Source organism: Pseudomonas sp. R4-35-07, assembly GCF_003852235.1.
Taxonomy (GTDB): Bacteria; Pseudomonadota; Gammaproteobacteria; order Pseudomonadales; family Pseudomonadaceae; genus Aquipseudomonas.
This window is the reverse complement of record NZ_CP027732.1, coordinates 4,252,988-4,265,925: the sequence shown is the minus strand read 5'-3', so window position 1 is coordinate 4,265,925 and position 12,938 is coordinate 4,252,988. Positions and strand designations below refer to the sequence as shown.

9 protein-coding genes are annotated in these 12,938 nt (G+C 61.7%); 4 read left to right on the top strand and 5 right to left on the bottom strand.

The window, feature by feature from the left end; all coding sequences use genetic code 11:
- Positions 1-174 precede the first annotated feature (174 nt).
- From acnD to prpD, 3 genes are all read left to right on the top strand, one after another.
- A complete protein-coding gene (gene acnD / locus C4J89_RS19365; protein ID WP_124415332.1) occupies positions 175-2,769 on the top strand; it encodes a Fe/S-dependent 2-methylisocitrate dehydratase AcnD in 2,595 nt (864 codons plus the stop codon).
- Positions 2,770-2,779: 10 nt separating this feature from the next.
- Complete coding sequence (prpF, locus tag C4J89_RS19360; RefSeq protein ID WP_124415331.1) at positions 2,780-3,970, top strand: 2-methylaconitate cis-trans isomerase PrpF; 1,191 nt, start codon at positions 2,780-2,782, stop codon at positions 3,968-3,970.
- A 199-nt stretch (positions 3,971-4,169) separates the two neighbouring features.
- Entirely contained in the window at positions 4,170-5,654 is a 1,485-nt protein-coding gene (gene prpD / locus C4J89_RS19355) for a 2-methylcitrate dehydratase (protein WP_124415330.1), read from the top strand.
- Positions 5,655-5,816: 162 nt separating this feature from the next.
- Here the strand turns inward: prpD and C4J89_RS19350 are convergent, their stop codons facing one another.
- The 5 genes from C4J89_RS19350 to C4J89_RS19330 are packed head-to-tail and all read right to left on the bottom strand — an operon-like array spanning position 5,817 to position 11,289.
- On the bottom strand, positions 5,817-6,548 hold the full coding sequence (locus C4J89_RS19350) for an alanyl-tRNA editing protein (protein ID WP_124415329.1): 732 nt from the start codon (positions 6,546-6,548) through the stop codon (positions 5,817-5,819).
- A gap of 2 nt (positions 6,549-6,550) precedes the next feature.
- The gene (locus tag C4J89_RS19345) at positions 6,551-7,543 is read right to left on the bottom strand and encodes a serine O-acetyltransferase (protein ID WP_124415328.1); all 993 of its coding nucleotides are present in this window, start codon (positions 7,541-7,543) and stop codon (positions 6,551-6,553) included.
- A gap of 37 nt (positions 7,544-7,580) precedes the next feature.
- Entirely contained in the window at positions 7,581-8,495 is a 915-nt protein-coding gene (locus C4J89_RS19340; protein ID WP_124363940.1) for a PLP-dependent cysteine synthase family protein, read from the bottom strand.
- Between the two features lie 14 nt (positions 8,496-8,509).
- Positions 8,510-10,372, bottom strand: a complete 1,863-nt coding sequence (gene moeB, locus C4J89_RS19335; protein WP_124415327.1) for a molybdopterin-synthase adenylyltransferase MoeB — start codon at positions 10,370-10,372, stop codon at positions 8,510-8,512.
- A 23-nt stretch (positions 10,373-10,395) separates the two neighbouring features.
- Complete coding sequence (locus C4J89_RS19330; RefSeq protein WP_164485293.1) at positions 10,396-11,289, bottom strand: DMT family transporter; 894 nt, start codon at positions 11,287-11,289, stop codon at positions 10,396-10,398.
- A 160-nt stretch (positions 11,290-11,449) separates the two neighbouring features.
- Here C4J89_RS19330 and C4J89_RS19325 point away from each other — a divergent pair, with 160 nt between their 5' ends.
- Positions 11,450-12,874, top strand: a complete 1,425-nt coding sequence (locus C4J89_RS19325) for a PLP-dependent aminotransferase family protein (RefSeq protein WP_124363937.1) — start codon at positions 11,450-11,452, stop codon at positions 12,872-12,874.
- The last annotated feature ends 64 nt before the right edge of the window (positions 12,875-12,938 follow it).

Genomic DNA, 12,938 nt, shown 5'->3' with positions numbered 1-12,938 from the left:
GAAGTGGTAACCGAATCAAATGTGGGAGGGGGCTTGCCCCCGATAGCAATCTGTCAGTTGATACAGCCGGCACTGAACCACCGCTATCGGGGGCAAGCCCCCTCCCACATTCTGATTGCATTTCACACCTGGATCAGTCGGCTCCTTTTGTAATACCGTGACCGAGTCCTGACGATGAACACTGAATTTCGCAAACCGCTCCCCGGCAGTCGCCTGGATTACTTCGACGCCCGCGCGGCTGTCGAGGCAATCACTCCCGGCGCCTACGCCACCTTGCCGTATACCTCCCGCGTACTCGCGGAAAACCTGGTGCGTCGTTGCGACCCGGCCAGCCTCAATGCCTCCCTGAGCCAGTTGATCGAGCGCAAGCGTGACCTCGATTTCCCATGGTTTCCGGCCCGCGTGGTGTGCCATGACATCCTCGGCCAGACCGCCCTGGTAGACCTCGCCGGCCTGCGCGACGCCATCGCCCTGCAAGGCGGCGATCCGGCGCAGGTCAACCCGGTGGTGCCGACCCAGTTGATCGTCGACCACTCCCTGGCCGTCGAAGCCGGTGGCGCCGACCCGCAGGCGTTCGAAAAGAACCGCGCCATCGAAGACCGCCGCAACGAAGATCGCTTCCACTTTATCGAGTGGACCAAGAAGGCCTTCAAGAACGTCGACGTGATCCCGCCCGGCAACGGCATCATGCACCAGATCAACCTGGAGAAAATGTCACCGGTGATTCAGGTGCGCGACGGTGTGGCCTTCCCGGACACCTGCGTCGGCACCGACAGCCACACCCCGCATGTGGATGCCCTGGGCGTGATCGCCATCGGTGTTGGCGGCCTTGAAGCCGAAAGCGTGATGCTCGGGCGTGCCTCATGGATGCGCCTGCCGGAAATTGTCGGGGTGCAGCTGACCGGCAAGCTGCAGCCGGGCATCACCGCCACCGATATGGTGCTGGCGCTGACCGAGTTCCTGCGCCAACAGAAAGTCGTCGGCGCATGGCTGGAGTTCTTCGGTGAAGGCGCTTCGGCCCTGACCTTGGGCGACCGCGCGACCATCTCCAACATGGCCCCGGAATACGGCGCCACCGCAGCGATGTTCTACATCGACCAGCAGACGATCGCCTACCTGAAGCTCACCGGTCGCGAAGAGGAACAGGTCGCTCTGGTGGAACAGTACGCACGCCACACCGGGCTGTGGGCCGACGAGCTGAAAGGCGCGCAATACGAGCGCGGCCTAACGTTCGACCTGTCCAGCGTGGTGCGCAACATGGCGGGCCCGAGCAACCCTCACGCCCGTGTCGCCACCCGCGACCTGGCGGCCAAAGGCATCAGCGGCCAGTGGGACGACGTACCGGGGCAAATGCCCGACGGCGCAGTGATCATTGCCGCCATCACCAGTTGCACCAACACCAGCAACCCGCGCAACGTGATCGCCGCCGGCCTGCTGGCGCGCAACGCCAACCGGCTCGGGCTGACGCGCAAGCCGTGGGTCAAGTCGTCCCTGGCGCCGGGCTCGAAAACCGTGGCCATGTACCTGGAGGAAGCCGGCCTGGGGCATGAGCTGGAAAAACTCGGTTTCGGGATAGTGGCCTTTGCCTGCACGACCTGCAATGGCATGTCCGGCGCGCTCGACCCGGTGATCCAGCAGGAAATCATCGACCGCGACCTCTACGCCACCGCCGTGCTCTCGGGCAACCGCAACTTCGATGGGCGTATTCACCCGTACGCCAAGCAGGCCTTCCTCGCTTCGCCGCCGCTGGTGGTGGCCTATGCGATTGCTGGCACCATTCGTTTCGATATCGAGAAAGACGTGCTCGGGCTCGACGCCGACGGCAAGGAAATCCGCCTGCAGGATATCTGGCCGAGCGACGAAGAGATCGACGCAGTGGTCAAGGCCTCGGTCAAGCCGGAACAGTTTCGCGCGGTGTACATCCCGATGTTCGCGATTCACGAAGACACCGGCCCCAAAGTCACCCCGCTGTACGACTGGCGCCCGCAAAGCACCTATATTCGCCGCCCGCCGTATTGGGAAGGGGCACTGGCCGGCGCACGTCCGCTCAAGGGCATGCGCCCGCTCGCGGTGCTGCCGGACAACATCACCACCGACCACCTGTCGCCCTCCAATGCGATCATGCCGGACAGCGCCGCCGGCGAGTACCTGGCGAAAATGGGCTTGCCGGAAGTTGACTTCAACTCCTACGCGACCCACAGGGGCGACCACCTGACCGCGCAGCGCGCCACTTTCGCCAACCCGAAACTGTTCAACGAAATGGTGCAGGAAAACGGCAAGGTCAAGCAGGGCTCCCTGGCGCGTATCGAACCGGAAGGCACGGTCACGCGCATGTGGGAAGCCATCGAAACCTACATGGAACGCAAGCAGCCGCTGATCATTATCGCGGGCGCCGACTACGGCCAGGGTTCGTCCCGCGATTGGGCGGCCAAGGGTGTGCGCCTGGCCGGTGTGGAGGCGATCGCTGCCGAAGGGTTCGAGCGCATCCACCGCACCAACCTGGTCGGCATGGGCGTGTTGCCCCTGGAATTCTTGCCGGGCACCGACCGCCACACCCTCAAGATCGACGGCAGCGAAACCTATGACGTGGTCGGCGAACGCACCCCGCGCGCGCAATTGACCCTGGTGATCAATCGCAGGAATGGCGAGCGTGTCGAAGTGCCGGTGACCTGCCGCCTGGACACCGCTGAAGAAGTGTCGATCTACGAGGCGGGCGGCGTGTTGCAACGTTTTGCCCAGGACTTTTTGGAATCGGCGGCGACGGCCTGAGGGGTTAACCATGGCACACGTAGCGCAAATCAAGATCCCCGCCACCTATATGCGTGGCGGCACCAGCAAGGGAGTTTTCTTCAGCCTCAATGACCTGCCGCCCTCGGCGCAGGTACCGGGCGCTGCCCGCGACGCCTTGCTGTTGCGGGTGATCGGCAGCCCCGACCCCTATGACAAGCAAATCGATGGCATGGGCGGCGCCACGTCCAGCACCAGCAAAACCGTGATCCTGGCCAAGAGCACGCGTGCCGGGCACGACGTGGATTACCTGTTCGGCCAGGTGTCCATCGACAAGCCGTTTGTCGATTGGAGTGGCAACTGCGGCAACCTCTCGGCGGCGGTCGGTTCGTTCGCGATCAGCGCCGGCCTGGTCGACCCAGGCCGTGTGCCCCACAACGGCGTGGCCGTGGTGCGCATATGGCAAGCCAATATCGGCAAGACCATCATCGCCCATGTGCCGATCACCGACGGCGCTGTGCAGGAAACCGGTGATTTTGAACTGGATGGCGTGACCTTTCCGGCTGCCGAAGTGCAGCTGGAATTCATCGACCCGGCGGCGGAAGAAGAGGGCGGTGGTGGCTCGATGTTCCCCACCGGCAACCTGATCGATGAGCTGGAAGTGCCCGGCGTCGGCACCTTCAAGGCCACCCTGATCAACGCCGGCATCCCGACGATTTTTATCAATGCTCAAGATTTAGGCTACACCGGCACTGAGTTGCAAGGCGCGATCAATGGCGACCCGAAAGCCCTGGCGATGTTCGAGACCGTGCGTGCCTATGGCGCGTTGCGCATGGGCCTGATCAAGCACCTGGACGAAGCAGCCCTGCGCCAGCACACGCCGAAGCTGGCGTTTGTGGCCAAGCCTGCGGATTACGTGGCGTCCAGTGGCAAGGCGATCAAGGCCGGTGATGTGGATTTGCTGGTGCGGGCGTTGTCCATGGGCAAATTGCACCACGCAATGATGGGCACGGCGGCGGTGGCGATCGGCACGGCGGCGGCGATTTCCGGCACCCTGGTCAACCAGGCGGCAGGTGGCATCGAGCGTAATGCCGTGCGCTTCGGGCATCCGTCGGGCACCTTGCGCGTCGGTGCCGAGGCGACTCAAGTGAACGGTGAATGGGTGGTGAAGAAAGCCATCATGAGCCGCAGTGCGCGGGTGTTGATGGAGGGGTTTGTGCGCGTTCCCGGTGACTCATTCTAAAACCTGGCACTGAGCTTTATGTGGGAGGGGGCTTGCTCCCGATAGCGGTGTGCCAGTCGACACATTCATCAACTGACCCACCCCCATCGGGAGCAAGCCCCCTCCCACAAGGGATCTCTATTCCAAGGCAGGCATCCAAGATCTGTCTTCAATAACCGTAAGCCGAGGACTGACCCCAACCCCTTTTTGGAGAACTGCCATGAGCGCCAACGTCGACCAGAACAATCGCCCCGACTACGATCAGGTCTTGCAGGATATTGCCGACTATGTCCTCACCTACCGGATCGAGTCCGAGGCCGCACTGGACACAGCCCGCAACTGCCTGATGGACACCCTCGGTTGCGGCCTGCTGGCCTTGCGCTTCCCTGAGTGCACCAAGCACCTGGGGCCGCTCGTCGAGGGCACGGTGGTACCGTTCGGGGCACGGGTGCCGGGCACTTCGTTGCGGTTGGACCCGGTCAAGGCCGCCTGGGACATCGGCTGCATCGTGCGCTGGCTCGACTACAACGACACCTGGCTCGCGGCTGAATGGGGTCATCCTTCGGACAACCTGGGCGGCATCCTCGCGGTGGCCGATCACCTGTCGCAAAAACGTGTGGCCCATGGCGACGCACCGCTGACCGTACGCGCGGTGTTGGAAGCCATGATCATGGCCCACGAAATCCAGGGCGTGATTGCCCTGGAAAACGCCTTCAATCGCGTCGGCCTCGACCATGTGCTGCTGGTGAAAGTCGCCTCCACTGCGGTCACCGCCAAGCTGATGGGCGCAGACCGTGAGCAACTGCTCGCGGCGTTATCCCATGCGTTCGTCGATGGGCAGGCATTGCGCACTTACCGCCATGCGCCGAACGCCGGTTCGCGTAAATCCTGGGCGGCGGGCGATGCGTCGAGTCGCGGGGTGCGCCTGGCGGATATCGCATTGCGCGGCGAGATGGGTATCCCCGGCGTGCTGAGCGCGCCACAGTGGGGGTTCTACGACGTATTGTTCAGCCATACCAACAAGGATCTGGCCCTCAAACCTCAAGAGCAATGCCGGTTCAGCCTGTCCCAGCCCTACGGCACCTACGTGATGGAAAACGTGCTGTTCAAGATCAGCTTTCCCGCTGAATTCCATGCGCAGACAGCCTGCGAAGCGGCGGTGACCTTGCACCCGTTGGTGAAGAACCGCCTGCATGCGATCGAGCGCATCGTGATCACCACCCACGAGTCGGCGATTCGCATCATTTCCAAAGTCGGCCCCTTGGCCAACGCTGCGGACCGCGACCATTGCCTGCAATACATGACCGCCGTGCCGTTGGCCTTCGGCAACCTGGTGGCCGAGCACTATGAGGATCAATTCCATGCCGCCCATCCGATCATCGATGAGCTGCGCGCGAAAATGGTGATCGTCGAAGACCCCCGTTACAGCCGCGAATATCTGCAGGCCGACAAGCGCTCCATCGCCAATGCGGTGCAGGTGTTCTTCACCGACGGCACCTGCACCGAGCAGGTGGCGGTGGAATATCCGATTGGTCATCGTCGTCGGCGGGAGGATGGAATCCCGCTGCTGGAAGACAAGTTCAAGAACAACCTGGCGACGCGGTTTACCGCGCAGCGCAGTGCCGAAATCTTTGCGTTGTGCAAAGACCAGGCACGGCTGGAAGCGACCCCCGTCAACCGCTTCATGGACCTGTTCATGATCTGAAAAACACCACACAACCCAATGTGGGAGGGGCGGTGCGACGATTCGACTTGCTCCCGATAGCAGTGTGTCAGTCAACAGGTTCATTGGCTGATCCACCGCTATCGGGAGCAAGCCCCCTCCCACATTGGTTTTGCAGTGTTATGACTGTCGAGTCAGGCTCAGTTATGACTCAAACCGCAAAATCACCCGACGGTTGTGCTTGCTCTTCTTCTCGATTTTCTCGCAGAACACCCGGCCGATCTCTTCGGTATTGAGCACATGGGTACCACCGCACGGCTGGATGTCGATGCCGGGAATTTCAATCACGCGTACCGAGCCTTGGATCACCGGCGGTGCTACCGCCTGGGTGCGGGTGATCTGCAGCAGAGTCGAGTACTCAGAGGCAGGCATCGACAAGGTTTTCACCGCGTGGGCCTGTTCGATCAAGGCGTTAAGGTCGCGGGTAATGCTGTCTTTATCCAGGGTCATTTCCGGCAGGTCGAAATCCAGGCGACCTTTGTCTGCACTGATGCTGCATCCCGTCACCGGCGCGTCGATGATCGAGCACAGCAGGTGCAGGCAGGTATGCATCTTCATATGCTGGTAGCGCCGCTCCCAATCCAGGCCGGCGTCTACTTGGACGCCAGCGGTCAGGTGCGCGGGGCACTGTTCCACCTGGTGCCAGATGATCGAGCGCAGCACCGGGTCGCGCACCGTGCCGGTGACCGCCACGCGGGTGCCGTCGGCCAGGGTGAGGTGGCCGGTGTCCCCCGGTTGCCCGCCGCCGGTTGGGTAGAACAGCGTGTGCTCCAGGGCGACGCCGTGCTCGCTGACCGCAATCACCCGGGCGCTGAAGGCGTTTTGATAGGGCGCGCTGTCGAACAGCGCCAGGGTTTCCATGGTATGCACGGACATGTTCAACCTCCGACGATCAGTGGGTTGGCTTGCAACAGGTGACGCACCATCGCACTCAAGCCAGGGGGAGAGAGCAGGGTGATTTCGAACGCCGGCCCGCAGACTTTCAGGTTCAGCGGCAGGCGCGGCAGTTGTTCGCCGGTGTCGAGGCGGCGCAGGCGAAACTGCAGGTGATGACGCTCTTTCACCGTGGGTTCGAGCATCAGCCCTGGCAGCGGATGGAAGTCGGCGTCCAGCACCGTGACCTTATGGCCGGCATCCACCTCGCCGACGACATGCAGGCGCTCATCCAGGGCGAATGCGCCAAGGTAGCTGCTGTGATCCGACTCATCGTTTTTCTGCAACTGGATCTGGTTGACCACCTTGACCTTGGTGCCCGCCGGCACGTCCTGGGTAATGACACAGGAGGGGCTGATAAATACGTTGTCGCCGATCTGCACATAGCCCAGCACCCGTGCCCCGGCGCCAACCTCGACATTGTTGCCCAGGCGTGGATGGCGCTTGCCGTCCGGGTTGTTGGCGATACCGCGCGCGCCCAGGGTCACGCCACACAGGATGTAGCAGTCGTTACCGATCTCGCAGGTTTCGCCGATGACCGTGCCGTAGCCATGGTCCAGCACAAAGCGCCGGCCGATGCGCGCAGCCGGGTGAATCTCGGCCCCGGAGAGGATCTTGCCCTGGTTGCTGAGCTTGAGGGCGATGCGGGTAAAGACGCCGGGGGCGGGCTCCGGGAAATTCCACACCAGGTGCGCAAGCCGGTAGAACAACACCGCCTTGAACGAGGCGTAGGATTCCAGGATCAATTCGCCGCGCCCGCGCGAGGCCGGGTCGCGATAGGCGTAGGCGATCAGGTCCTCGGCCACCGCCTGGGCGGCAGTCTGGATCAGCGGCGCCAGGTGCGGCTCCAGTTGCTTCATCTGCGCAGGCGTCAGGGTTTGGATGAGGTGGGTCAGCAACTCATCATGCAGCTGTTGCATGTCGATAAAGCCTCCCATGGAGGCACCCCCGCATTCTGGTTGGTTGGGTAACCGGTTATTCGAAACTGGGCAGGTAGCTATCGGCATTGTCGTAGACCATGGTCAGCACCACCGTTTCGGGCGGCAGTTCCGGGGCGAGTTGGGCGATGGCGACCATGTTGGCGGCCGATGACAGCCCCAGGCTGATGGCGTCGGTGCGCATAATGCGTTTGATCATTTCCAGGCACGCCGAGTGGGACACCTTGAGCATGCCGTCCAGTACGTCCAGGTTGAGAATGCTCGGGATCAGCCCAATCGACAGGCCCTGGATGGCGTGCGAGGCGTGTTGGTCCTTGAGCAGGTCGCATTCCTCCGGCTCCACGCCCATCACGCGGATCGCCGGCCAGGCCGCCTTGAGGGTTTCGCCGATACCGGTGATATGCCCACCGGTGCCGATGCCGCTGACGAAATAGTCCACGCGCCGCTCACCGAAGGCGCGGATGATTTCCGGCGCGGTGGTGTCGCGGTGGGTTTGCGGGTTGGCGCCGTTGCGTTGCTGGTTGAGCATCACGTAGTTGGGGTTTTCCAACTGCAGCTCCATGCATTTTTCGCCGTGGGAATTGTTACCGAGGCGGCTGTCCGACAGCACCACCCGGGCGCCGTACAGGCGCAGCAGCTTCTGTTTTTCGGGGCTGTAGTTGTCCGGGATCACCAGCACCACTTTATAGCCGAGCACATTGCCCGCCATCGCCAGGCCGATGCCGGTATTGCCACCGCTGGGTTCGATGATGGTCTGTCCGGAATCGCGCATCAGCACGCCACGGCGTTCGGCGTCGAGGATCATGCCCAGGGCGATGCGCGCTTTGTGGCTGCCGCCCGGGTTGAGGGATTCCAGCTTGGCGTAGACCTCGATGCCGAGGTCTTCGGAAAACTGCGCCAGACGTACGATCGGGGTATGGCCGATCACGTCGAGAATGGAGTTATGCAGCATCAGTCGGCCCCCGATCAGTACAGCGGCATGTCGGGTTCGACGTCGCGCACCCAGTGTTTCATGCCGCCCTGCAGCACCTTGGTATTGGCGAAGCCTGCGGCCAACAAGGTGCTGGCGGCCTGCTCGGCACGCGTCCCGGCATAGCAGATCAGGTAGTGGGTGTTGTCGCGGCTCAGGCTGTCGAGCTGTTCATCCAGCTCTGCCAGGGGGATGTGCACCACCCCCGGCAATTTGCACACTTCCAGTTCGCTGGCGTCGCGCACGTCGAGCAAGACGTCGGCGCTGCGGTGGTTGTCGATCACTTGCTTGAGCACGCGGGGCTTGATGTAGCGTTCCTCGGCGAGGGACGGTTGGCTCGGCACCGCATCCGCGCACAGCGTCGGTGCGACGGCTTCGCTGTGGCGCCGTTCCGAGCAGCACGGGCAGTCGGCACGGCGCTTGAAGCGGATCTCGCTGAATTTCATCGCCAGCGCATCGAAGCGCATCAAGCGGCCGGACAAGGGTTCACCAATACCGATGAGCAATTTGATCGCCTCGGTCGCCTGGATCATCCCGACCACTCCCGGCAGCACGCCGATCACCCCACCGGCGTTGCAATTGGGCGCCAGTTCCGCAGGCGGTGCGCTGGGAAACAGGCAGCGGTAGCAAGGCCCACCTTTATAGTTGAGTACGCTGATTTGCCCGTCGAAACGGTAGATGGCGCCGTACACCAAGGGTTTGCCCAACTGTACGCAGGCGTCATTGACCAGGTAGCGGGTCTCGAAATTGTCCGTGCCGTCGATCACCAGGTCATAGGCGCCCACCAGCTCCAGGGCGTTGTCGGCAGTGAGCGCGGTGTTGTGCGCGTTGATCTGGATGTGGCGGTTGAGGTCTTGCAGGCGTTGCTTGGCGGATTCCACCTTGGGCATGCCCAGGGTGCTGTTGCCATGCACGATCTGGCGTTGCAGGTTGCTGCTTTCCACCACGTCGAAGTCCACCAGCCCCAGGGTGCCGATGCCGGCCGCCGCCAGGTAAAGACTGATGGGCGAGCCCAGGCCACCGGTGCCGATGATCAGCACCTTGGCTTTTTTCAGGTTCAACTGACCTTCACGGCCGACGCCGGGCAGGGTGATATGGCGGACGTAGCGTTGCACTTCTTCATTGCTCAGGGTGTCGACGTCGATGCCGCCTGAGGTGGCGAGCAGCACTTCGATCCGGGCCTTTGCCGGCAAGCTGTCGTCAGCGTCGATCAGCTCTTCCTCGGCAGTGAACAGGAAGTGTTCCTTGAGCTGGTTGTTCTTCTCGTGAAACAGATGCTGGCGCAACTGTGGGTGACTGTCGCAGAGGTTTTCAATGACTTCGCGCAATGTCGATCCGGCGCCCTCGAGGGTCGATTCCGGCAGCTTGGCCACGCGAACCAGAATGTCGGGGAAAGAGACAGCGTTCATGGACAACTCCGTGTGCAGGTCGTTGAAAGGTTGAAGGGCGAAATGCTTGCCATCCCAGGCAAACAGCTTTGACCCCAGGGCCTGGCCTTGGCGAACATCCACCACCAGGTAACTGACGGGATAGATCGGCTCGCCGAGAAACAGCGCCTTGTCCTGGTCTTCCTCGCTGAAATAGGCACCGACATCCGGGTGCGAGTGGTAGATCACCACCACCGGGTTGTCGCTGCGAAACGCCTTGTTCATCAACAAGGTATCGGCGACTGAAAAGGTGTAGCCGCTGGCCGCGCTGCGTGGGTACATCTGCGGATTCTTGCGGTGCAACTCGTTCTGGATATTGCTGCCCAGGTACACGCTGCCATCGGCGAAGATGAAGCCACAGCATTCCTCGGGATAGCTGGCGCTTGCGTGGGCGTAGATCTGTTCCAGGGCTTTTGGGCGGAGGACGTCCATGTTTCTCTCGCTTGGGTTGAGGGTCAATTTTTCTTCGCCAGCAGTTTTTCAATGGGCAACTTGGTGATCGCAAAACCGCCCAGCAGGATCGCCGAGTACAGCATCAGGTCACGGGAAATTTCCACGCCTTCGTACCAGGCGCCGATGATCACCGCGAATACCGGAAAAATGATGAACACGAAGGACAAGATGATCGGGCTCAGGCGCTTGAGCAGCATGAAGTACACAATGAAGCCGCCCACCGACGCCACCAGCCCGAGGTAGAACAGCGCGCTCCAGGAGCGCAGGGTGATGTCGTCGAAGGTTGGGGTCTCGAACCACAGGCCTGCCACGAACAGCATCAGCCCGGCAATGCCGATGGGCAGGGTGTTGTAGGTGATGACACTGATGGCGCTGCCTTTTTGCTTGGTAATCACGTAGCACAACGCGTGCATGATCGCGGCGGTCAGAATCGCCAATACGCCGAAAAACTCGGCGTGGTCCAGGTGCAGGCCCTGGCTCTTGATGATCATGTAGAGGCTGGCGAACCCGATGCCGATGCCGACCACCTGGGAGAGGTAGATGCGCTCACGCAGGAACAGCGCGGAGAAGATCAGGATGAACACCGGCATGCAGCTGAACAGCAGGGCGGTCAGGCCGGACGAGACATGCATCTCGCCGTAGTTGAGCAGGTAATAGGGAATGCTGAAGTAGGACAGGGTCACGAACACGAAGAACCAGCGGCTTTCGCGCGGAAACAGGATTGGCTCGCGGCGCACCATGGCAAAACACAGGAACAACGGGAAGGCGATCAGGAAGCGCAGGCCCGCTGAGGTCAGTGGCGGCACGCTTTCCACTGCGATCTTGATGCCCAGCCAGGTGGTGCCCCAGCTCAGGCACACGATCAGGAACATGACGCTCGTGATCAGGCCGGCCAGCCACTGTTTCCGGGTTTTGGTTTTTGCAGTGTTTTCAAGAACGGCGGACATTGGCATCGTTTATTGCTTCCCTGAGCCGGAATTGAACTCTATATTGAACTTGTTATAAGTGATTCAATCCGGTGATTGAACCCGCAAAAGCACACTATTAGGGCGAATGATGACTGTCAAAACAAATATTGACATGGTGTCAATTATGCGTGAGGGGTTGTCCAACGGTCAGGGCGTGAAGTACAAGCGCCTGTCCGATGTCATGGAAAGGGGCATCCTCGAAGGCACGATTGAACCGGGAAGAAAACTGCCGCCCCATCGGGTGCTTTCCGACAATCTGGGTGTCACCATCGGCACCATCAGCCGGGCCTACGGTGAGCTGGAGCGGCTAGGGTTGGTAGTGGCGCGTGTGGGTGACGGCACATTCGTGCGCAAGCGTGGGATGGAGCGCCAGCGTGATGAAGGCTTTCGCAATTTCAGCGAGGAGCCACGCCAGTACTTCGATATGAGCCGCAACATGCATATTCCCGGGCAGGAAACGGTGTTCCTGGCCCAGAGCTTTCAGACCCTGTCGACCAACGGCAAATTCCTCCAGGACATCAGCGCCTACACCCCGGATGCAGGCCTGCCGCGCTACCGTGAGGCCGGTGCGCAATGGCTGGTGCAGCGCGACTTCCATCCGATTCCCGAGCAGGTCATCTGCGTCAATGGCGGCCAGCACGGTCTTCTCTGCGCGATGATGGCGTTGCTGCGCGCCGGCGACACGGTGGTCACCGAGCAACTGACTTACCCAGGGCTGATCACCGCCGCGCGCATGCTGGGTGTGCGGCTGATCGGGCTGGAAATGGATGAAGAAGGTGTGTTGCCGGGCGCATTGGATGAAGTCTGTCGTAATCACCGAGTTTCGGCGCTCTACTGCACACCGACCATCCAGAATCCTACGACGGCGGTGTTATCGGTGGCGCGCCGGGAGGCGTTGGTCAAAGTCTGTCGCGAACACAATCTGCTGATTCTCGAGGACGAGGCCCATGGCGTTTTGGTGGAAGACCGCCCGCCACCGTTGAGCGCCTTTGCGCCCGAGCGGACGATTTTGATCAGCAGCCTGAGCAAAGCGGTGTCGGCTGGGCTGCGAGTCGGGTATGTGCATGCGCCACCGGCGCTGGTCAGTCGGGTTTCGGCGGCGTTGCGTTCGACCTGCTGGATGGCCACCCCGGTGACCCTGGAGTTGGCGACCCAGTGGATCGAAAACGGCACGGCCGAATACCTGCTGCGCCAGCAGATCAACGAGATCAGCCGGCGCAAGGCGTTGGTCGAAGGCTTACTGAATGGGCTGGCCTACCGCACTCACCTTAACAGCCCACACTTTTGGATCGAAGTGCCTGAACCTTGGCGCGCGTCGGAAATCGAGGCGGAGCTCAAGCAGAACAATTACCTGATCGCAACCGCCGAGGCGTTTGCGGTGGGGCAGACGGCGGTGCCGCAGTTCATCCGGGCGAGTATCTGTAATACGTCGGGGGATGATCAGCTGTTGCGCGAGGGCTTCGATGCGCTGGCGACCGCGCTGGGCCAGGGTGGCGGCAGGTTTCACCTGTAGACCTGATGTACACCGGCCAAATGTGGGAGGGGGCTTGCCCCCGATGGCGCTGGATCAGCCGGTT